The sequence below is a fragment of the Phaeobacter sp. JH20_02 genome (genome assembly GCF_048056915.1).
Lineage (GTDB): Bacteria > Pseudomonadota > Alphaproteobacteria > Rhodobacterales > Rhodobacteraceae > Phaeobacter > Phaeobacter bryozoorum.
In genome coordinates, this window is record NZ_JAYMVP010000028.1 from 698,251 (window position 1) to 719,969 (window position 21,719).

At 62.9% G+C, this 21,719-nt stretch carries 20 protein-coding genes; 9 read left to right on the plus strand and 11 right to left on the minus strand.

Annotation, left to right across the window (positions count from 1 at the left end; all coding sequences use genetic code 11):
- Positions 1-86 precede the first annotated feature (86 nt).
- Positions 87-1,730 (plus strand): CTP synthase, encoded by a 1,644-nt coding sequence (locus VWY34_RS17405; protein ID WP_340546144.1) that lies wholly within the window; start codon positions 87-89, stop codon positions 1,728-1,730.
- Between the two features lie 249 nt (positions 1,731-1,979).
- A complete protein-coding gene (locus tag VWY34_RS17410; protein WP_416535046.1) occupies positions 1,980-2,882 on the plus strand; it encodes a fructose bisphosphate aldolase in 903 nt (300 codons plus the stop codon).
- Between the two features lie 103 nt (positions 2,883-2,985).
- Here the strand turns inward: VWY34_RS17410 and VWY34_RS17415 are convergent, their stop codons facing one another.
- Positions 2,986-3,771: a crotonase/enoyl-CoA hydratase family protein gene (locus tag VWY34_RS17415; protein WP_416535045.1), complete on the minus strand. Its 786-nt coding sequence runs from the start codon at positions 3,769-3,771 to the stop codon at positions 2,986-2,988.
- Between the two features lie 127 nt (positions 3,772-3,898).
- On the opposite strand from VWY34_RS17415, the gene VWY34_RS17420 reads away from it, so the two are divergent.
- A complete protein-coding gene (locus tag VWY34_RS17420) occupies positions 3,899-5,008 on the plus strand; it encodes a pyridoxal phosphate-dependent aminotransferase (protein ID WP_416546463.1) in 1,110 nt (369 codons plus the stop codon).
- A 24-nt stretch (positions 5,009-5,032) separates the two neighbouring features.
- On the opposite strand, the gene VWY34_RS17425 is transcribed toward VWY34_RS17420, so the two are convergent.
- Positions 5,033-6,289 (minus strand): pyridoxal-phosphate-dependent aminotransferase family protein, encoded by a 1,257-nt coding sequence (locus VWY34_RS17425; protein WP_416548764.1) that lies wholly within the window; start codon positions 6,287-6,289, stop codon positions 5,033-5,035.
- 376 nt (positions 6,290-6,665) lie between these two features.
- Here VWY34_RS17425 and VWY34_RS17430 point away from each other — a divergent pair, with 376 nt between their 5' ends.
- From VWY34_RS17430 to VWY34_RS17440, 3 genes are all read left to right on the plus strand, one after another.
- Entirely contained in the window at positions 6,666-8,507 is a 1,842-nt protein-coding gene (locus tag VWY34_RS17430; protein ID WP_416535135.1) for an ABC transporter ATP-binding protein, read from the plus strand.
- A 55-nt stretch (positions 8,508-8,562) separates the two neighbouring features.
- Positions 8,563-9,303 carry a folate-binding protein gene (locus VWY34_RS17435; protein ID WP_340546149.1) on the plus strand — a complete coding sequence of 247 codons (741 nt, stop codon included), beginning with the start codon at positions 8,563-8,565 and terminating at the stop codon, positions 9,301-9,303.
- A 101-nt stretch (positions 9,304-9,404) separates the two neighbouring features.
- Positions 9,405-9,974 carry a hypothetical protein gene (locus VWY34_RS17440; protein WP_340546150.1) on the plus strand — a complete coding sequence of 190 codons (570 nt, stop codon included), beginning with the start codon at positions 9,405-9,407 and terminating at the stop codon, positions 9,972-9,974.
- 91 nt (positions 9,975-10,065) lie between these two features.
- On the opposite strand, the gene efp is transcribed toward VWY34_RS17440, so the two are convergent.
- On the minus strand, positions 10,066-10,629 hold the full coding sequence (gene efp / locus VWY34_RS17445) for an elongation factor P (protein ID WP_340546151.1): 564 nt from the start codon (positions 10,627-10,629) through the stop codon (positions 10,066-10,068).
- A 216-nt stretch (positions 10,630-10,845) separates the two neighbouring features.
- Here efp and VWY34_RS17450 point away from each other — a divergent pair, with 216 nt between their 5' ends.
- Together VWY34_RS17450 and VWY34_RS17455 are read left to right on the plus strand one after the other, a co-directional pair.
- Positions 10,846-11,163, plus strand: coding sequence for a DUF6280 family protein (locus VWY34_RS17450; protein WP_008207990.1), 318 nt, complete (start codon positions 10,846-10,848; stop codon positions 11,161-11,163).
- Between the two features lie 186 nt (positions 11,164-11,349).
- The gene (locus VWY34_RS17455; protein WP_416548763.1) at positions 11,350-12,810 is read left to right on the plus strand and encodes a cobyric acid synthase; all 1,461 of its coding nucleotides are present in this window, start codon (positions 11,350-11,352) and stop codon (positions 12,808-12,810) included.
- Between the two features lie 62 nt (positions 12,811-12,872).
- On the opposite strand, the gene VWY34_RS17460 is transcribed toward VWY34_RS17455, so the two are convergent.
- The 5 genes from VWY34_RS17460 to VWY34_RS17480 form a co-directional block, all read right to left on the minus strand.
- Positions 12,873-14,189, minus strand: coding sequence for a hypothetical protein (locus tag VWY34_RS17460; RefSeq protein ID WP_416546465.1), 1,317 nt, complete (start codon positions 14,187-14,189; stop codon positions 12,873-12,875).
- 129 nt (positions 14,190-14,318) lie between these two features.
- A complete protein-coding gene (locus VWY34_RS17465) occupies positions 14,319-15,737 on the minus strand; it encodes a TolC family outer membrane protein (RefSeq protein ID WP_416546467.1) in 1,419 nt (472 codons plus the stop codon).
- 139 nt (positions 15,738-15,876) lie between these two features.
- A complete protein-coding gene (locus VWY34_RS17470; RefSeq protein ID WP_340546155.1) occupies positions 15,877-16,530 on the minus strand; it encodes a protein-L-isoaspartate O-methyltransferase family protein in 654 nt (217 codons plus the stop codon).
- Positions 16,531-16,635: 105 nt separating this feature from the next.
- A complete protein-coding gene (locus VWY34_RS17475; RefSeq protein ID WP_416546468.1) occupies positions 16,636-17,151 on the minus strand; it encodes a PhnA domain-containing protein in 516 nt (171 codons plus the stop codon).
- A 254-nt stretch (positions 17,152-17,405) separates the two neighbouring features.
- On the minus strand, positions 17,406-17,717 hold the full coding sequence (locus VWY34_RS17480; RefSeq protein ID WP_340546157.1) for a TraR/DksA family transcriptional regulator: 312 nt from the start codon (positions 17,715-17,717) through the stop codon (positions 17,406-17,408).
- Between the two features lie 214 nt (positions 17,718-17,931).
- On the opposite strand from VWY34_RS17480, the gene VWY34_RS17485 reads away from it, so the two are divergent.
- Positions 17,932-18,111 (plus strand): entericidin A/B family lipoprotein, encoded by a 180-nt coding sequence (locus VWY34_RS17485; RefSeq protein WP_416539104.1) that lies wholly within the window; start codon positions 17,932-17,934, stop codon positions 18,109-18,111.
- A 68-nt stretch (positions 18,112-18,179) separates the two neighbouring features.
- Here VWY34_RS17485 and VWY34_RS17490 read toward each other — a convergent pair whose 3' ends face one another.
- From VWY34_RS17490 to lepA, 3 genes are all read right to left on the minus strand, one after another.
- Positions 18,180-18,419: a hypothetical protein gene (locus VWY34_RS17490; RefSeq protein WP_416546470.1), complete on the minus strand. Its 240-nt coding sequence runs from the start codon at positions 18,417-18,419 to the stop codon at positions 18,180-18,182.
- 292 nt (positions 18,420-18,711) lie between these two features.
- Positions 18,712-19,524 (minus strand): DUF3800 domain-containing protein, encoded by an 813-nt coding sequence (locus VWY34_RS17495; RefSeq protein WP_416544168.1) that lies wholly within the window; start codon positions 19,522-19,524, stop codon positions 18,712-18,714.
- A gap of 346 nt (positions 19,525-19,870) precedes the next feature.
- A complete protein-coding gene (lepA, locus tag VWY34_RS17500) occupies positions 19,871-21,685 on the minus strand; it encodes a translation elongation factor 4 (RefSeq protein WP_340546161.1) in 1,815 nt (604 codons plus the stop codon).
- Between the last annotated feature and the right edge of the window lie 34 nt (positions 21,686-21,719).

A 21,719-nucleotide genomic window follows, 5' to 3' on the forward strand; every position in this document is an offset into this window, starting at 1 on the left:
TTTATATGTAAAGCCCCGTGATGCTGCGGTTTCTGCAACCGCCGGGCAGCTGAATTCTGACTTCTCACGGGGGCAGCCGAACAGACATGGCGCGTTTCATTTTCATTACTGGCGGTGTTGTATCATCTCTGGGCAAAGGGCTGGCATCCGCCGCTCTTGGGGCACTTTTGCAGGCGCGCGGCTATTCCGTCCGCCTACGCAAACTGGATCCCTATCTGAACGTCGATCCGGGCACGATGAGCCCCTTCGAACATGGCGAGGTCTTCGTCACCGATGACGGTGCCGAAACCGATCTCGACCTCGGTCACTACGAACGTTTCACCGGCGTGGCCGCCCGCAAGACCGACTCGGTCTCCTCGGGCCGGATCTATTCCAACGTGCTGGAAAAGGAACGTCGCGGCGACTACCTCGGCAAGACCATTCAGGTCATTCCGCATGTGACCAATGAAATCAAAGACTTCATCTCCATCGGTGAAGATGAGGTTGATTTCATGCTCTGCGAAATCGGCGGCACCGTCGGCGACATCGAGGGGCTGCCCTTCTTTGAAGCGATCCGCCAGTTCGCCAATGACAAGGCGCGTGGCCAGTGTATCTTCATGCACCTGACCCTCCTGCCCTATATCAAGGCCTCCGGCGAGCTGAAGACCAAGCCGACCCAGCACTCGGTGAAGGAGCTGCGCTCCATCGGTCTGGCACCGGATATCCTGGTTTGCCGCTCCGAAGGGCCGATCCCGCACAAGGAACGCGAAAAACTGGCGCTGTTCTGCAATGTGCGCGCCGACAGCGTGATTGCCGCGCAGGATCTGAAGTCCATCTACGAGGCCCCGCTGGCCTATCACCGCGAAGGTCTCGATCAGGCGGTTCTGGATGCCTTTGGCATTGCGCCGGCCCCGAAACCCAATCTGACCCGCTGGGAAGATGTGGCCGATCGCATCTACAACCCCGAAGGCGAGGTCAAAATCGCCATCGTCGGCAAATACACCCAGCTGGAAGACGCCTATAAATCCATCGCCGAGGCGCTGACCCATGGCGGCATGTCCAACCGCGTGAAGGTAAAGATCGAATGGGTCGATGCCGAGCTGTTCGACAAGGAAGACGCCGCCCCCTACCTGCAAGGCTATAACGCCATTCTGGTGCCCGGCGGCTTTGGCGAGCGCGGCACCGAGGGCAAGATCAAGGCCGCGCAATATGCGCGCGAGCACAAGCTGCCCTATCTCGGCATCTGTCTGGGTATGCAGATGGCCGTCATCGAGGCTGCGCGCAATGTCGCGGGCATCGCGGAGGCCGGCTCCGAGGAATTCGACCATGAGGCAGGCAAGAAACGCTTTGAACCGGTGGTCTATCACCTGAAGGAATGGGTGCAGGGCAACCACACCGTGGCGCGCAAGGTCGATGACGACAAAGGCGGCACGATGCGTCTGGGCTCCTACAACGCCACGCTGGCCGAAGGCTCCAAGGTGGCCGAGGTCTATGGCACCACCCGGATCGAGGAACGCCACCGTCACCGCTATGAGGTGGACACCAAATACCGCGAGCAGCTGGAAGCCTGTGGCCTGAAATTCTCCGGCATGTCGCCGGATGGTCGCCTGCCGGAAATCGTCGAATGGACGGATCACCCGTGGTTCATCGGCGTACAGTTCCACCCCGAGCTGAAGTCGAAACCGTTTGAGCCGCACCCGCTGTTTGACGATTTCGTCCGCGCCGCCAAGGAAGCCTCGCGGCTGGTCTGATCGGCACAGCGCCCGACGCATCGGGCCTGACTGAAACACACCAAAAGGCAGACCACCCCGGTCTGCCTTTTTTGCGTGCGAACGCCTGACGGATATGCCTGCCTGCGATGTTTCGCCGAACCGCCGCCCGGTCGCGTCACTGTTAGCGGAGGCGTTAGCGCAACCACTTGATACAGATAGTTGTTTCCTGCCGCAGGCGCGGTATAGACGATGCCAGACAGACAATCCCTTTTCGTGGAGACCCGACCTATGGCGCAAGAAACCTCGACCCAGACTGCTCAGCTCGATCGCATCGCAAACGGCAAGGGCTTCATTGCGGCGCTCGATCAGTCCGGCGGGTCAACCCCGAAGGCGCTGGCGCTTTATGGCGTGACCGAAGACGCCTACAGCAATGACGACGAGATGTTCGGCGAAATCCAGAAAATGCGTGCCCGCATCATCACCGCACCGGATTTCAACAGCGAAAAGATCCTCGGCGCGATCCTGTTTGAAAAAACCATGGATGCCGAAATCGACGGCATCCCGGTGCCTGCCTACCTGTGGGACAATTGCGGCGTAGTGCCTTTCCTCAAGGTCGACAAGGGCCTCGCGGATGAGGCGGACGACGCCCAGACCATGAAACCGATGCCCGATCTTGATCAGCTGCTGTCGCGCGCGGTACAGGCCGGGATTTTCGGCACCAAGATGCGCTCGGTGATCAAGGGCGCCAATGCCACCGGCATCAAGAACGTCGTCGGCCAGCAGTTCATCGTCGGCCGCCAGATTGCCGCTGCCGGTCTGCTGCCGATCATCGAACCCGAAGTGGACATCAACTCCGCCACCAAAGCCGAGGCGGAAACCCTGCTGAAGGCTGCGATTCTGGACGAGCTGAACGCCCTGCCCGCCGACACCAAAGTGGCGCTGAAACTGACCATCCCCACCGAGGCCGGTCTCTATGACGATCTCGCCGCCCATGCCAATGTGGTGCGCGTTGTTGCGCTGTCCGGCGGATATACCACCGATGACGCCTGCGAAAAGCTGGCCAAGAACAGCACGATGATCGCCTCCTTCAGCCGCGCCCTGACCGAAGGTCTGAATGTCGCGATGAGCGACAGCGACTACAACGCAGCGCTTGGCTCCAACATCGACAAGATCTACCGCGCCTCGATCTGACGATCACGCCGCCCCTGACGGGGACAGACAACAAGGTAAAGAGCCGCGCCGGTCAAATCCCGGCGCGGCTCTCTTTCATTGCACTGACTGGCTGACGTCGGCCTCAGTCGAATTTAGGCGCGCGGTTCTGCATCTGGGCGGCGACCACTTCCATCTGCTCAGGCTTGCCGATCAGACCGACCTGAACACGGGATTCCTCCAGCAGCACCTCGGCGCGATCCGCGCTGGCCTCGGCCGTCTCGATCAGCGTTTTTGCCGCGCGGATGGCGGCGGGGCTTTGCCCGGCGATCACTGTCGCCAGTTCATGGGCGCGGGCGATGGGATCCTCGGCCAGCTCGGTGACCAGCCCCCAGTCCAGCGCCTGCGGCGCCGACACTTTCTCCGCCGTATAGGTCAGCCGCCGCAGCACATCGGAGCGCAGCAGCCGCGGCAAGAGCACCATGCCGCCCATATCCGGCACGATCCCCCATTTCATCTCCATCACTGAAAACCGCGCATCGGGTGCAGCAATGCGGATATCGGCCCCCAGCGCCAGTTGCAGACCGCCGCCAAAGGCCGCGCCGTTGATCGCCGCAATCACCGGCATCGGCAGGCGACGCCAGACCATTGCCACCTGCTGCACCTGATTGGCATCGCCATGAGAGCGGCTCATCAGCCACTCTGTCGGGTCTTTCATCCCCATCTGGGCAAAGCTCATCAGATCAAGGCCGGCGCAGAACGCCTTGCCCTCGCCCGAGAGCACAACCACCCGCGCCTTGCTGTCCATCAGGCTTTCGCCAGCGGCAATGATCTCTTCGATCATCTGGCTGTCCAGCGCGTTCATCTTGTCACCGCGGGTCAATGTCACCCGTGCAATATGGTCTTCGATCTCTACCGATACCCGTGCCATCTCGGCGCCCTCCTTCTTGGAATTTCCGTTGGCGGCAGACTGCCCCGGATCCCGGCAGTGATCCAGCGTAACGCCGGGGCAAAGCGACGCGCTTGCCCGGACGCACCGGATCACGTTATCTCAGCCCATGACACAGCCACGCTACACCCCGCTTGCCCACTCCCTCCCCGCCTCTGTCCCCTTTGTCGGGCCGGAAACCCAGGAGCGCCAGCGCGGCGCGCCCTTCACGGCGCGGCTGGGCGCCAATGAAAACATCTTTGGCCCGTCGCCCAAGGCGATTGCGGCCATGCAGGCCTCGCTGGGCGAAATCTGGAAATATGGCGACGCCGAGAGCCATGACCTGCGCGAGGCGCTGGCCGCGCATCACGGTGTTGCGCCCCAGAACATCATGATCGGCGAAGGTATCGACGGGCTGCTCGGCTATCTGGTGCGGCTGCTGATTGGCGAAGGCGATGCGGTGGTGACCTCGCTTGGCGCCTATCCGACCTTCAACTACCATGTCGCGGGCTTTGGCGGCCTGTTGCATACCGTCCCCTACAAGGACGACCACGAAGACCCCGCCGCGCTCTTTGCAAAGGCCGCCGAGGTGGATGCCAAGCTGGTCTACCTCGCCAATCCCGACAATCCGATTGGCAGCTGGCACAGCGGCGCTGATCTGCTGGCCGCGATGGACGCCCTACCAGAGGGCTGCCTGCTGCTGCTGGATGAGGCCTATATCGACTGCGCCCCCGAGGGCACTGCCCTGCCGATAGATATCGACGATCCCCGCGTGATCCGCACCCGGACGTTTTCCAAGGCCTATGGCATGGCCGGTGCGCGGGTGGGCTACGTGCTGGCAGAGGCCGGGCTGGTCAGCGCCTTCAACAAGGTGCGCAACCATTTCGGTATGAACCGCACCGCTCAGATCGGCGCATTGGCGGCCCTGCAGGATCAGGCGTGGCTGGCCGAGGTGCTGGGCCGCATTGCCACCGCACGCGACCGGATTGCGCAGATTGCCCGCGACAATGGGCTAACGCCCCTGCCCTCGGCCACCAATTTCGTGGCCATCGACTGTGGCAGTGACGGTGCCTTTGCCAAATCGGTGCTGGAGGGTCTGGTGGATCAGGGCGTGTTTGTGCGGATGCCCTTTGCGGCGCCGCAAAACCGCTGCATCCGGGTCAGCTGCGGGCCGGAGGATCAGCTGGACGCCTTTGCCCGCGCGCTGCCCCTCGCGCTGGAGCGGGCGCGCAACGGCTGAGGCTGCGTCAGGGCCTGCTGCGGATCACCCGCAGCAGCTGCCTCTCTCTGATGTGTCTGCAACAGATGCCGCGCCACCCCCGGCGATCACCTGTGAGGCCGCCTCCAGCGCGCCGGATCCATGCGGGATCTCCAGCGCCTTCAGACCGGCATCAACCCCGCCCAGCAGCCCCATGATCATCTGACCGTTCACATGGCCCATATGGCCCAGCCGCAGGAACCCGTGCCACTCCGGGCTGTTCGGCGGCGCCATGCCAAGGCCGATGCCCAGCGTCAGCCCAAGGGTCTGTTCCACCCAATTGCGCAGGCGCGTGCCGCGATCGCCACCGATGTGCAGCGATGTGACCGCGTTTGACCGCAAAGCGACCTCCTGCACATTCATCCGCAGCGGGCCACCTTCGCCCCAGCGGTCACAGGCCGCCCAGATCGCCTGCGCCAACAGGTGATGGCGCGCCCAGACGGCCTCCATCCCCTCACCGTGGATCAGATCCAGTGCGGCCCGCAGACCATAGAGGTGATGCGTGGGCGCGGTGCCGCCGAAATACTGGTAGAATTCCTCCGGGTTGGCACGCGGCTGCCAGTCCCAATAGCGGCTGACCCGTGGCAGGCGGGCGCGGGCCTCCGCCGCCTTTGGCCCGAAGAAGACAAACCCCATGCCCGCAGGCACCATCAGCCCCTTCTGGCAGGCCGAGACCATCACATCCACGCCCCAGTCGTCCATCTCGAACCGGTCACAGCCAAGCGAGGCAATGCAGTCGACCATCAACAGCGCCGGGTGGCCGCAGGCATCCAGTGCCGCGCGCATTGCCGTCACATCATTGCGGATCGCGCTGGAGGTATCGACATGCACCGTCAGAACCGCCTTGATCCGATGGGCGGTATCGGCGGCGAGATGGCTGGAGATCTGGTCCATGTCCCAGGCCGAGCCGGTGCCGAAATACAAAAGCTCCACCTTGATGCCGAGCGCCTCCGCCGTTTCCGACCAGCCAATGCCAAAACGGCCCGAGGCGGCGACCAGCACCGTGTCACCCGGCTGAAGGGTGTTCAGCAACGCCGCCTCCCACGCGCCGTGACCGTTGGAGATATAGATCGCCACATCATGATCGGTGCGCGCCACCCGGCGCAGGTCCGGGATCAGGGTTGCCGTCATCTCCACCAGTTCACCGGCGTAGATATTCGGCGACGGGCGGTGCATCGCCTGCAACACCGCATCCGGCATGACCGAGGGGCCGGGAATGGCCAGATATCCGCGTCCCGCGGCAAGGGAAACACCCGCTGTCATGCTGCACTCCTATGTTTATCTGGGCAAACTGTGACGCGCGTCTGCGGTGGCTGCAACCCCTTGCAACGGCGCCGCACGCGCATTTGACGCAGCGGTTTTTACCGCCGCCCAGAGCTGGCCCATCGGCTGCGAAACCCGCGCCATGCTTGCACCTTTTCCCCCAGCTGCTTAAATGGCTCAGGCCTGACGTGGATGTCAGCGCCAGAAAAAACCACATCGGTTGTGATCCTTGCCCCAGACTGACCCCAAGACGACGCCCCCATCCGCAACGCCGGACACGCCGGACGCCCCTGCGGTGGATGCCGCCCCCTCGCCCAGGCGGGCGATGGCACCCGCCACGGCAGAGGCCCCGGCCATCAAGTCAAAGCCCGAGCACATGTCCTCGCGCGAGCTGCTGGGCTGGTTGTGGCGCGGCTATCTGCGCCATTACATGGGCCTTCTGGGACTGGCGATCGTCTTCATGCTGATCGAAGGCGGCACCGTCGGCGGCCTCAGCTACATGATGCAGCCGATGTTCGATCTGGTGTTTGTGGCGGGCAATACCACGGCGCTGTTCTGGGTCAGCCTGGCGTTTCTGATCATCTTCTCCATGCGCGGGATTTCCAGCGTCTGTCAGAAGGTCATTCTCAGCAAGATTTCCCAGACCTCCGCCGCCCATATGCGCAAGGACATGCTGGCGCGGCTGATCCGGCAGGATCCGTCCTTTCATCAGGTGAACCCGCCCGGTTTCCTGATCCAGCGGGTGCAGAGCGATGTGATGGCGATCAATTCGGTCTGGCAGGCGCTGATCACCGGTGCCGGCCGCGATGTCACGCAGATGGTGGCCGTTCTGGCTGTGGCGATCAGCGTTGACTGGCGCTGGACCGCGATCATGCTGGTCGGCCTGCCGATGCTGCTGTTGCCGCTGGCCGCCGTACAGCGCTATGTGCGCCGCAAGGCCTCGCAGGCGCGCGATCTGGGGGCCTCGCTGTCGACCCGGCTCGACGAGATCTTTCACGGGATCGTGCCGATCAAGCTGAACAATCTCGAAGACTACCAGACCGATCGTTTCGGCGGCCATATGGACCAGTTTGTCCGCTCCGAAGTGCGCGCCTCTTTTGGTGTGGCCTCAACCACCGGGATGATCGACATCATGGCCGGCTTGGGCGTGATGGGCGTGGTGCTTTATGGCGGCGCCGAAATCATCGAGGGCAAGAAGACCGTGGGCGAGTTCATGAGCTTTTTCACCGCCATCGGTCTGGCCTTTGACCCGATGCGCCGGCTGGCCTCGATCAGCGGCACCTGGCAGGCCGCGGCGGCCGCCATGGAACGCATCAAGGAACTGATGGACTCGCCGATCAAACTGGTGTCGCCGGAGACGCCGGTGCCCGCCCCCAAGGGCCTGCCCGAGGTGGCGCTGAGCGATGTCACCCTGCGCTATGGCGACTCGGATGTGTTGCGCGAACTGTCGCTGGTGGCAGAGGCCGGCAAGACCACCGCGCTGGTTGGCGCCTCCGGGGCCGGGAAATCCACCATCTTCAACCTGCTCACCCGGCTGGTGGACCCGCAGGAAGGATCAGTGACCGTGGGCGGCGTCGCCGTGCGGGACATGGATCTGGATGATCTGCGCGGGCTGTTCTCGGTGGTGACCCAAGAGGCGCTGCTGTTTGACGAGACCCTGCGCGAAAACATCCTGCTGGGGCGCACTGATGTGAGTGATGCGCGGCTACAGGAGGTTCTGGAAGCCTCGCATGTGGCCGATTTCCTGCCAAAGCTCGCCAATGGGCTGGATACGCTGGTGGGTCCGCGTGGCTCGGCCCTGTCCGGTGGCCAGCGTCAGCGGGTGGTGATTGCCCGCGCGCTGCTGCGTGACACGCCGATCCTGCTGCTGGATGAGGCGACCTCGGCGCTGGATGCGCAATCTGAAAAGGTGGTGCAACAGGCGCTGGAGAAACTCTCGGGCGGGCGCACCACGCTGGTGATCGCACACCGGCTGTCGACCATCCGCAATGCCGACAAGATCGTGGTGATGGAACGTGGCCGTGTGATGGATCAGGGCACCCACGAGGAACTGCTGGAGCGTGGCGGCATCTATGCCGATCTCTACCGGTTGCAGTTTCAGGACGGCAAAACGCTGGTGGACCGCGCAGGCGTCGCCGCGCAGGCGCCCAGACAGTTCAGCGAAGGCGGCGACCAGCCGCGCTGGTTCCAGAAACTGGCCCGGCGCATGTTCGGCTAGGCCTTGCCCGCCTCGCGACCTACATTGCCTTCGTGATCTTTCAGGAGCCTGACCCATGACCAACCGCCGCATCCTGCGTCTTTCCGGCGCTGACACCCGCGACTTCCTTCAGGGGTTGATCACCAATGATGTCGCCAAGGTGGATCAGGGGCTGGTCTATGCCGCCCTGCTGACCCCGCAGGGCAAATATCTGGCGGATTTCTTTGTCGCCGCTGATGGCGATGACCTGCTGGTGGACGTGGACGAAAGCCTCGCCGCGGGGCTGGCGAAACGGCTGACAATGTACCGGCTGCGCGCCAAGGTCACCATCGAGGAAACCGATCTGGCCGTGCGCCGGGGCACCGGGCCGGCGCCTGAGGGCGCGCTGGCGGATCCGCGCCACCCGGATCTGGGCTGGCGCGCCTATGGCACCGAAAGCGGCGAGGACGGCAGCAACTGGGACGCCATCCGGGTCGCCCATTGCATCCCCGAAACCGGCATCGAGCTGGGGCCGGAGAGCTACATTCTGGAAGCCGGTTTTGAGCGGCTGAACGGCGTCGATTTCCGCAAGGGCTGCTATGTCGGCCAGGAGGTCACCGCCCGGATGAAACACAAGACCACCCTGCGCAAAGGTCTTTCCACCGTTGCCATCGAGGGCAGCGCGCCCATCGGCACCGAGATCCGCCGCGCCGACAAAGCCGTCGGGACGCTGTTCACCCAGTCGGGCGAACACGCGATTGCCTATCTGCGATTCGACCGTGCGGGCGACGATATGTGTGCGCAGGACGCACGGGTTCACTGGCAGGTTAAGACCTGAGGCGATTCCGTGGCCGCCACCCGAGATCGTGACGCGACGTCATATCGGGAGCGCGGCCTCGGGCGGCTATGTCTCAGACATCATTTCACGAGGATAATTTCATGCGATTGCTCCCCTGCCTTGCCCTGACGCTGCTGCCCCTGCCCGCGTTTTCCAGTGACTACTGGGAATATCAGGACTGGTCCGTCGCCGCCGATATGCGCGTCACCGAAGAGCACGATTGGCGCGATTGCACCGCCTGGACCGGCGGCGACGGGCTGCCGCTGCTGCGCCTCACGGTGACCGAGGGCGATGTCGGCCCGCCTGAAACCTACCCCCAGCTTGAGCTGTTTGAGAGCGCCGCGCGCCATTATCCGACGCAGGTTCAGAACGGTCAGGCCATCGGCTTTATCATCGACCAGAAGGCGGTGTTCTACGGTATCGCCGATGCCGAGATCAACGAGGAAGGCATTGCCGAAGCGCGCGCCATGGTCCGCTGGATGGATGCGCTGAACACCATTCTCTGGATGCAGGACGGCGATCGGATGGAGGTGCGGACCGTGGTGCCCTATGGCGCGGGCGAGATGGTTCTGGATGCCTCTCTGGCCGGGTTCACCGCCGCCTATGGCAAGATGATGGACGAATGCGGCCACAGCCTGGAACTGCGCAAGATTGAAATCGACTACAACTGATCGGCTCTGCCATCTGTTGTGACACCATGAAAAACCCCCGCAGGACAGCCTGCGGGGGTTTTCATTTGCTGAAGCTGTTGGCGCTAACCGCTTAGGCGCGCTCAGAATATTCCATGGTCTCGGTATTGACGACGATCATCTCATCCTGGCCGACAAAGGGCGGCACCATGACCTTGACGCCATTGTCCAGGATCGCAGGCTTGAAGGAGTTGGCAGCGGTCTGACCTTTGACCACCGGCTCGGTCTCGACAATCTTGCAGGTGACTTTCTGCGGCAGCGTTGCGTTCAGCGCCTCGGATTCATGGAATTCCACAACGATGGTCATGCCGTCCTGAAGGAACGGGCGGCGATCGCCCAGCAGATCGGCGGGCAGCTCGATCTGCTCATAGGTTTCGGCATCCATGAACACCAGCATGCCGTCGCTCTCATAGAGGAACTGCTGGTCCTTCTGTTCCAGACGGACCTTTTCGACCTTGTCGGCGGAGCGGAACCGCTCGTTCAGTTTGGAGCCGTTGCGCAGGTTGCGCATCTCGACCTGGGCAAAGGCGCCGCCCTTGCCGGGCTTCACGTGATCGACTTTGACAGCGGCCCACAGACCGCCGTTGTGTTCGAGAACATTGCCGGGGCGGATCTCGTTACCGTTGATTTTGGGCATGACAAAAATCCCTCTCGGGTGGTTGATGAACTGTTAACCGCCCCTATATCTGGCAGGGAGTCGGCTGGCAAGACAACGATATGTCGTGTGAGGGACCGGGGAGCCATGCAAATTGCGCATAAAAGATATGCGTATGAAGGCTATCCGAATCGTCACAATTCCGCCATAAGGAGCGCTACGCCGAAATTGCAATAGCAAGAACAAAAAGGAAGCACGATGCGAGATTTCGTTGACGGCACCGCATATAACAACGAGCAAGGCAACCGGGCACGCAAGCTGTTTGCGGCGGTGGTATTGGCTGCGCTGGACGATGCGATTGCTGATGACAAGAAATACGGTAACGGCCCCGAGCAGATCGCTCGGTGGGCACGGTCGCGCGACGGGCGCGAAGTGCTGAGCTGTGCAGGCATCGACCCGAACGAACGTGTGGTCGGCGGCCTGATGGAATTTGTGGGCCGGGGTGTCCGTACCTCTGTTGCACTGTCGCGCGAAGAGAGCGAACGCCGCAACGCGGCACAGGCCGAAGCGGCCTGATCAGACCTGCCAGTCTGACGGACAGTTAACCGTCAAAGAAAAGCGCGTCCTGGGGGGCGCGTTTTTTCTTTTGCGATGGCGGTTTCATGGCGAAATCGGCCGCTCGCCGGGCTTTTCATGGCCCGAAAAATCCGCCATGGCTGACAGGTGACAGATCACACCAGCAACAGCGGGAAAGAGGCGGCCATGACAGCACGGGCCATCATGATCCAAGGCACCGGCAGCAATGTCGGCAAATCAATGATTGTCGCGGGGCTGGCGCGTGCCTTTGTGCGCCGGGGCCTGTCAGTGGCGCCATTCAAACCGCAGAACATGTCCAACAATGCCGCGGTCACGCCCGAGGGCGGTGAGATCGGCCGCGCGCAGGCGTTGCAGGCACGGGCCGCGATGCGCCCGCCTCATACCGATATGAACCCCGTGCTGCTGAAACCGGAGACGGAGACCGGCGCGCAGGTGATCGTACAGGGCAAGCGGCGCGGCACCCAGGCGGCAGGCTCCTTCATGCGCGACAAGACCGGCCTGCTGGAGGCCGCCTTGGAGAGCTTTCGCAGGTTGGCGGCGGATGTCGATCTGGTCCTGATCGAGGGCGCCGGATCCCCGGCGGAGACCAACCTGCGCCGGGGTGATATCGCCAATATGGGATTTGCCTGCGCGGCGGATGTGCCGGTGGTGCTGGTGGGCGACATTCACCGGGGCGGCGTGATTGCACAGATCGTCGGCACCCATACGGTGCTGGAGCCGCAGGATCTGGCGCGGATCAAGGGCTTTGCCGTCAACCGGTTCCGCGGCGACCGCAGCCTGTTTGATGCCGGTCGCGATGATATCGCCGCACGCACCGGCTGGCCGTCGCTGGGGGTGATCCCCTGGTTCTGGGAGGCCTGGAAACTGCCGGCCGAGGACATGATGGACATCGCCTCGCACCGGGGGGGCGCCTGCAAGATCGTGGTGCCGCAGCTGGAGCGGATGGCGAATTTCGACGACCTCGACCCGCTGGCGGCAGAACCCAATGTCACGGTTGAGATCGTGCCCGCCGGGCGCGCCCTGCCCGGCGACGCGGATCTGGTTCTGATCCCCGGCAGCAAATCCACCATTGGCGATCTCACCTATCTGCGGGCGCAGGGCTGGGACATTGATATCCTGGCGCATTACCGGCGCGGCGGCCATGTGATGGGGCTCTGCGGCGGCTACCAGATGCTGGGGCAGACAATTGATGATCCTGATGGTGTCGATGGCCGACCGGGCAAGGTGGCCGGGCTGGGCCTGTTGGATGTGCATACCGTGATGGCGGGCGAAAAGCGGGTGACGCTGACCGAAGCGGTGACCCGCGACGGCAATCTGCCGGTCAGCGGTTACGAGATCCACATGGGCCGCACCGATGGCGCGGATTGCGCCCGCGCCTGGCTCAGCATTGAGGGCCGTCTGGAAGGGGCCGTATCGCCGGATGCGCGCGTGCGCGGCTCATATCTGCATGGTCTGTTCAGCTCGGATGCGTTCCGGGCGTCGGTCCTATCTGGTCTGGGACATGAGAGTGTCGCAGGCTATGACGACGGGGTCGAGGCCACGCTGGATGCGCTGGCGGCCCATCTGGAGGACTGCATGGATCTGGACGCGCTGCTGGCGCTGGCCGAACCGGTCCGGGGCGCATAGGCGCGATGAGCGCAGCTATGGTGTCGCCAGAGACGCGCGCCAGTGGATCGGTTGGGATCTGATCAGAGCAGGTTCTGGGCCGACAGGGCGCGGTGGATCTCGCGGCGCACCAGTTTGCGGACGTTGCGGGTGATCCGCTCACCCAGGGCGCCCTGCAACTCCTCGCGGACGATTTCAGAGACCAGCTCGCGCAGGGCCTGTTCATCCAGAATGCCCTCGTCGGCGCTGAACCCCGCCAGCGCCTCCAGCGCGGTGTCGGTGACAGCGGTTTCGGCCAGATCGCGGTGACCGTCGGGGGGACTGTCAGGGGCCTGCGCCGCAACTGCGCCCTCCGTGACCTCCTCCGTGATCTCTTCCGGGTCTTCGCTGACGGGCGTCTCCTGCGCCTCGCGGTGCGAGCTATCAGCCTCTATCCCCGCCTCCGGTTCTGCGATCTGATTCTCCTCCGGGGTCTCGGCCTGCGGTGCCGAAGCGGCCAGCTGAACCTCCTCAGCGGCCTCCGCGTCACTGTCCTGATCCTCCCAGGCGAGGGTCTCCAGATCGCTGCCGGCATAGGGCGTATCGCGGGAGCCATCCGGCTCCCAGAGCACGGGGCGGGCTGAGTTTGCAGCCTCCATCTCGGCCAGTTTCTGCACCACGGCGCCCACCTTCGGGTTCAGCTGGGCATGAGGTTTCACCACAACCGCTGGCGCCTCTGTCTCGGGCCGGCGTTCGGGTGCGTGGCCGGTGGTGGCCGCCGCCTGATAGAGCGTGGCAGAGGGGTCGGTCCAGGGCGCGTCGGCGCTGCGCGCAGCAGCAGCCGGTTGCGGCGCGGGCTTCGCCGCATCAGCGGCAGCCTTGGCGGCATCAGCGGCGGTTGCGGCGGCGATACCGTTGAAAAACGCCAGATCCTCATGGTCGGGATCATTGTCATGCAGCGCCAGCCCCTGCGCGATACGGTCCTGCGGCTCATCCCAGAACTCAATCGCATCAACGGCCATCAGCGCCTCGAAACGCGCCTTGCCGGATGTCGCGGCATCAGAGGCCTGCTGCGAAACCGGTGCGGTGTCCGCGTCCTTGGCATCCTGGGTGATCGGCCTGTCAGCCACGAATGTATCGGCAATCGGCGTATCGGCGATGGGCGCAAGCTTGCTCTCAGGGACGCGCAGGGCCGGTGTCAGAACCAGCCGTGTTACCGGCTGGCTGCTGTTGGCGGTGTCCGTTTTCGGCTGCACGCCCGTGTTGCGGTGGATCCGCTGCGGCTGGGCGATCTGGGCGGCCAATGCCACCTCGCCCCCCTTGCCAAGCCGGGGATCAGCCGTGCGACTGTCCTCGCTCACCAGACGGCGGATCGATGACAGGACGTCTTCAATTTCAGCTTGGGTAACCGGTTCGGACATTTTTGCTTATCACTCTCGCCTCTTGAGGCTGAGTGTAGCGATCTGTCCCGGTTCAGACAACCGTGTGAATTAAGCGGTTTTTAAGGAGGCCCGCCGCTGCGGACCCCCGGTCGAGCGCTCTGCGAGGTCTCAGTTCTTGCCCAGAGCGCGCATCACACGGTCCAGATCCTTGCTGCGCTGGCTGACATGGGCCGGCGCATCCTTGACCAGATTGTAATAGAGCGTCGGATCGTAGATTTCGACAGCCAGACCAAGGTGTTCTGCGGTCAGAAGCCCCTGCGCCTGCAACAGCGCATAGGCCGCCAGCACCTGATTGGCGCGGGACTGCACGCGGTCGGTCTGGGCGTTCAGCAGCTCCTGCTCGGCTTCGAGCACGTCGAGCGTGGTTCGCGCGCCCAGCGTTGCCTCCTCGCGGACACCGTCAAAGGCGACCCGCGCGGCGCGGACGCGCTCATTCGAGGACACCAGGCTGGCGCGCGCGGTTTCCAGTGCCACAAAGGCCGCCGATACATCCTGTGTCACGCCGCGCTGGGTGGTGATCAGGGCACCGCGTTCGGCCTGAAGACGGGCAATGCTGGCACGGCGCGCCGAGGCCAGAGAGCCGCCGGAATAGAGCCGCTGTGACAGCGTCACGCTGGCGCCGGAAGTGTCGCGCGTTCCCGGCCCGCTGGCGTCAGAGGCATGGGTGGCATTGGCTCGCAATGTGACCGATGGCCCGAGGTTGCGGGTGTTGCTCTGCGAGGCGTAATCCGCAGCCTTTACCGCGTGTTGCTGCGACAGCAGGCTGGGGTGATTGCGCATCGCGATGGCTTCTGCCGATTGCAGCGAGGCCACGCGCTGCGGCAGCGGCGGCTGGCCGGCAATCGTCCCCGGCGCATTGCCGACAGCCTGAACATAGGTCGCACGGGCATTGCGCAGGTCGCCCTGGCTTTCGATCAGGCTGGCCTGCGCGCCGGCCACGCGGCTTTCGGCCAGAGCCACATCGGTCCGGGTGACTTCGCCCACTTCAAAGCGGTCATTGGCGGCGCGCAGTTCCTCGCGCAGCAGCCGCAGGTTGTTGCTGCGCAGCGCCACGGTCTCCTGTTGCAGCAGCACGTTCACATAGGCCTGGACGGCGGCAAAAAGCACCTGCTGTTCAACGTCGAGCAAGGCCTGACGCGTCGCCAGAACGGTCTCCTGCGCGGCGAGCTGGCTGAGCCGGGAGACCCCGTTGTCAAACAGCAGCCAGCTGACATCGATGCCGGTAGACAGGGTCGAATCATGGTTGGAGCTGGCAATGGTGCCGTTGCCATTGCGCACATACTGACGCTCTGCCCGGGCAACCCAGTCGACCACCGGACGCAGGCGCGCCACTGCGGCGGCAACGTTTTCGTCCTGCGCGCGCAGCAGGGCGCGGTTCTGTTCCAGCAGGCCGCTGGTCTTATAGGCGCCGATCATCGCATCCGAGAGATTGTCGGCAGCAGCCTGTTTCGGAGCACCCAGCAGCAGTGCCGCGCTTCCTGCGAAGACGAAGGCCTTAACCAGGTTTGCCGTCAGTTTATTGCTCATCTTAAGCCTCTTGTGATCCGGCCTACCGACGCGGCAGTGCCGTTCTGCTCTCTCTGGCGCACAGGGGTCTCAGGCGCCGATCTGTCACGATCCGCCCGGACCAAGGTCAGCGCGGATCACCTGTGAACTCTCTGACGGATCAGAGAGCGAATTCTTCAACAGCCGCAAAACCGGGCAGCACCGGGGCGCCCGCATTAAAGGCCAGACGCCAGGAGATCTGGCCGCCGGTCTTATAGCCGACTTTGACCTCTCCCAGCGGACCGGACATGAAGATTGCTGCCATCCGGCCGCCATCCTTCAGCTGATCCAGCAGCGCCTCCGGCAGGGTTTCCACCCCCCCCTCGACGATCATGACATCATAGGGGCCGTGTTCTGCGGCGCCCTCGACCAGCGCACCGGTGTGCACGATCGCATTGTCGGCGCCAACGGCCGACAGCTGGCCCTGCGCTTCGCTCGCCAGGGTCTCGTCTTCCTCGACGCCGATCACCATCTGCGCCACCCGCGCGATCACCGCAGTGGAATAGCCCAGACCGCAGGCCACATCGAGCACCAGCTCATCCGGCTGCACGTCAACCGCATCCAGGATCTTGCCCAGGGTGCGCGGCTCCAGCAGCACCCGACCGGGTCCGATATCCAGATTGCCATCGGCATAAGCCGCCTCGCGCTGCGCATCGGCAACAAAGGCTTCGCGCGGCACGGCCAGCATGGCTTCGATGATCGGGAACTTGGTGACATCCGACGGGCGGATCTGCGTGTCGACCATCATGCGGCGACGTTCGGCAAAGTCAGTCATATGCTAAACTCATCTGTTCAGTCAGTTGCTGTGGTTGTGCCACATCCGGGACAGGGCGGCAACGGGCGGGCGCGCATTTCTGCTGCGTTGTGGCGGGTGAGACGCCTATTTCTTTTTCACGAATTTGGTCAGGATGACGATGCGCTGCCCCTCGACCCGGCCTTCGATATGTTCGGGGTTGTCGGCAACAAGGGAGATATTGCGTACGGCGGTGCCACGTTTGGCGGTAAAGCCTGCGCCCTTCACCGGCAGATCCTTGATCAGCACCACGCTGTCGCCGTGGGCCAGCGGCGCGCCATTGCTGTCGCGGTGGGCGCCGGGCTGAGGTGCCGCATCGACCCAGGCGCGCGTGTCCTCGTCAAGCCAGAGCTGATCGGAGAGATCCCGCGCCCAGTCCTGATCCGACAACCGCGCCAGCAGACGGGCCGCCAGCACCTGAACCGCCGGCGTTTCTGACCACATCGCCGAGGACAGGCAGCGCATATGTGCGGGATCCGGATCGCCCGTCACCTGCGCAGCGCAGGTCTGGCAGATGGCAACCTCGTCCAGCTGGCCCTCGGGGGCGCCAGCGACCTCATGAGCGACAAGCGGCGTTTCGGCGGCACATAGGGCGCAGGACATCGGCAAAGCTCCTTCAGGACAGGGTTGCCCCTGCTTTAGGCGAGCGGACCGACAATGAAAACCGCGAAAGAAAAGCGCCCGCGTGGAGGCGCGGGCGAGTTGGGATGCAGCACGGAGACCTGCTGCGGGTCCACAGGGGAACGGGGGTACTCGTAAACGCAAACTTGCGGAGGCGGGGGAATGCGGGCTCGGTTGGAGGTACCCGGCCTGCATTTCCGGCCTGCATTTCCGGCCTGTATCGCCGGCGCGGGCGGCTAGCCTGCGCAGGAGGCGCAGAACGGCGTGGTCGGATGCTCGCGCAGGTGGCTGTCGGTGATGCGATCACCACAGATCTGGCAGTAGCCATAGGAGCCTTCGTCAAGCCGGGCCAGAGCGCAGTCGATATCCCGGCGCAGTTCCAGCCATTTGCGGCTGAGCAGCGCCTCCGACGGCTGCGCGACTGCCGGGCTGGCGCGGCGCGGCGTCATCGGTACGACGTTGCCCGCGGCATCCCCGAAAGCGGCGCCAACGGCAGGCAGGCCATTGCGAAGATGTGTCAGTATGTCTTTTTGAGCGGCGTGGTTCATTGAGAAATCCTCCCCGGATCGGTGACAGGTTGTGCTGACGAAAATTGATCGACCCGACTCAACCTATGCGGTTTTGACCGAAAGTGGTACTCACCGGATATGGGGGATGGGGTCGGCGCGGGCGACGGGCGGCCGGGGCGGCGGCGGTCGTGAAAATGCCGCCGATATATCGCCCCGCAAACCACTGGAACGCGCGCCGCGCGCTTGCTATCTGTTGGGCAAGATCGACCACGGGAGACATGCGATGATCCGAACCGCCCTGACCGCCCTCGCCCTGACGGGCGCGCTGTTTGGCCTGACCGCCTGCGAAACCACCAAAGGCGCCGGCCGCGACATTTCCAAAGCCGGCCAAGCCATCAGCGGCGCCGCACAGGACGTGCAGAACAGCTTCTGACGACGGGATGCGAAAGATGTGGAAACGCCCGGTTTGCCGCCGGGCGTTTTTGTTTGGCCTGCGGGGCCTCAGATGCCGAGCATCGCCTTGGCCTCGGCCAGGGTCTGAACCGAGGCATCATGGTCGCCCGCGTCATGCAGGCTCTGCCCCTCGTCGCGCAGTTCCTGAACGGTTGCCAGATCCGCCTCCGACAGTTCGGTGCCCGCGGCAAGTGCCGCGTCGATGGCGGCAATATCGGCAGGGCACTGCCCGGCCAGAAGCGGCGACGCCAAGAGGGTGATCGCGGCGGCCAAAGTCAGATGTTTCATGGTGTTCTCCTCCCCAGATGAACGGGATTGAGGATAGCATGGAACGGGTGCGGTTTCAGCGGGTTGGTACGGAGAGGCCGCGAATGGGCGGAGAGTGGCGCATGGGGCGATGGCGGTGGTGGGCAGGATTGTCCACCCTACGGCGTCGGATCAAAACGCGGAGGGCAGCGCCCGGCCCGGCGGGGTGGGAAGCGAAGCGCCCGCCCCGTGGGGGGCGGGCCGGGCGCTGCCCGGCCTTGCGGCCGGGCGGAAGAGAAGGACCCGCATTCAGCCACAGGTGTTTGTTAAGCAGTCACTTATCTTGGTACATAGAAAGAGCAAATCTCAGCGCATCACCTTCCAAATTCATTTTGAATGGTCCCTGAATGTACTTCACTCCAAAATTAGCAATCTTTTTGCCCTTTGGGTTGTTCCAGAACTTTGGGCGAAGCTCTCTCATATAGCGAAATTCTGGATAACCAAAATTGGAGTGAAGCTTTGAAACAGATTGATACAAGCTAAACGCAGTCAAATCTGCCAGAGAAAGTAAGATTTCATCTTTCTTGGCCTGCGCCTTTATTCGATGTGGAGCTATTCTTGACAGGTAACGCGCCCGATCGTCGTGCGGTGTATCCTGCATAGTTCCTATGAGGTTCCTGAGCTTCTTGTAATCATGCTTCTTCTCCTCAAAAACAATTTCCACCTGCTCCGGGCCGATACCTGCCTGTGACATGAAGTGGCCCAAGCGCTCTAACAAGTATGCTGCACATTTGTTGTAGTAAGCCTCGGTATCCTTCAAGTCGGCTATTTGTTTCGTGTAACTCCCGAGCGTTTCCTTCTTAGAAACAAGCCCAAAAAGCAAAACACGCATACTCTGAACCTTTCGACAGAAGTATGCGGTCTTTAGGTGAACGAGATCTGTGCTGTGAAGCTGCTTGACCCCGATTTCACATTGAAACGAGGTCAAAGCTTGCCTTATTTCATCTTGGAACTTCACAGGTACAAGGCAGGCTCCAAACACTAGAAATGGGTCAGAGCCACGCACCCGTTCTTCAGTGCGAAACTTTTTGACGTCCTGATCGCCGCTCTCGTCCACGTAGAGCACATACTTGGTTGATGGTTTCATTTTACATAATAAACAGACAGTTGTGCTCCAAACCGTACAATAGCCCTTTCTAGAGTCCAGAGAATTTTCACTTATTTGGTGCATCCGCGCAATTGGCCGCACCCACCGATTTAACCGCTCGGCTTTTACAACCAAAGGGCAGCGCCCGCCCGTGGGCACGGATCGGGCGCTGCCCGGCCTCTCGGCCGGGCGGGAGATTGACAATCGCCGGAAATAGAAAACGGGGCCGAAGCCCCGTCTTGCAACTGTTTGAATAGGTCTCGTTTCCGCCGCAGAACGCTAGGGGGCGGGCACGCAATTGGCTGCGCCAACCGCTTTCGCCCGCGCGCCTTGAAAATGGCCAGCTTTAGCTGTCCATTTTCAAGGCGGAAATGAACGCTTCCTGCGGGATGTCGACCTTGCCGAACTGGCGCATCTTCTTCTTGCCCGCTTTCTGCTTGTCCAAGAGCTTGCGCTTCCGGGTGGCGTCGCCGCCGTAGCATTTGGCGGTCACGTCCTTGCGCAGCGCCGAGAGGGTCTCGCGCGCGATCACCTTGCCGCCGATGGCGGCCTGGATCGGGATCTTGAACATGTGGCGCGGGATCAGGTCCTTGAGCTTTTCACACATGGCGCGGCCCCGCAATTCGGCGCGGTCGCGGTGCACCATCATCGACAGCGCATCCACCGGCTCATCGTTGACCAGCACCGACATCTTGACCAGATTGTCCTCGCGGTAGCCGGTCATCTGGTAGTCGAAGGAGGCATAGCCCTTGGTCACCGATTTCAACCGGTCGTAGAAGTCGAACACCACCTCGTTGAGCGGCAGGTCATAGACCACCATGGCGCGGGAACCGGCGTAGGTCAGGTCTTCCTGAATGCCGCGACGGTCCTGGCAGAGCTTCAGCACATCGCCGAGGTATTCATCGGGCACCAGAATGGTCGCCTTGATGCGCGGCTCCTCAAGGTGGTCGACCTTGGACATATCGGGCATGTCGGCGGGGTTGTGCAGCTCGATCATCTCGCCCTCAACCCCTTCCTTGCCCTTCATGTAGACATGGTAGACCACGGAGGGCGCGGTGGTGATCAGCTCGATATTATATTCGCGTTCGATCCGGTCGCGGATCACCTCAAGGTGCAACAGACCAAGGAAGCCGCAGCGGAAGCCAAAGCCGAGGGCCGCGGAGGTTTCCATTTCAAAGGAGAAGGACGCGTCATTCAGCGCCAGCTTGTCGATGGCGTCGCGCAGGTCTTCGAACTCGGAGGAATCCACCGGGAAGAGACCGCAGAACACCACGGGCTGTGCCGGTTTGAAGCCCGGCAGGGCGACCTCGGTGCCGTTGCGGTCATTGGTGATGGTGTCGCCGACGCGGGTGTCGCGCACCTGTTTGATGGATGCGGTGAGGAAGCCGATCTCGCCCGGTTCCAGCTGGTCCACCACCTGCATGGCCGGGCGGAACACGCCGATGCGGTCGACGTGATGCAGGGTGCCGTTCGACATGAATTTGACCCGCATGCCCTTTTTCAGGACGCCGTCCATGATGCGGACCAGAACGATCACACCGAGATAGGCGTCATACCAGCTGTCCACCAGCATCGCCTTCAGCGGCGCGTCGCGGGTGCCGGTTGGCGCGGGGAGTTTCTTCACGATGGCTTCGAGCGTCTCGCGGATGCCCTGCCCGGTTTTGGCCGAAACCCGGATCGCCTCGGAGGCGTCGATGCCGATCACATCCTCGATCTGTTCGGCGACGCGGTCACAGTCAGAGGCCGGCAGGTCGATCTTGTTCAGGACCGGCACGATTTCATGGTCGGCGTCCAGCGCGTGATAGACATTGGCCAGCGTCTGCGCCTCAACCCCTTGCGAACTGTCGACCACCAGAAGCGAGCCTTCGACCGCGCGCATGGAGCGGGAGACCTCATAGGCGAAATCGACGTGACCGGGGGTGTCGATCAGGTTCAGCACATAGGTCTCGCCATCATCGGCCTTGTAGTCGATGCGGACGGTGTTGGCCTTGATGGTGATGCCGCGCTCGCGCTCGATATCCATGGAGTCGAGCAGCTGCTCCTTCATATCGCGGTCCTCAACCGTTCCGGTCTCCTGAATGAGCCGGTCAGCGAGAGTGGATTTGCCATGGTCGATATGGGCGACGATGGAGAAATTGCGGATGTGAGCGAGGTCTGTCATGCAAGGGGATATGATTTGGTTTTAGGGTTTGGTC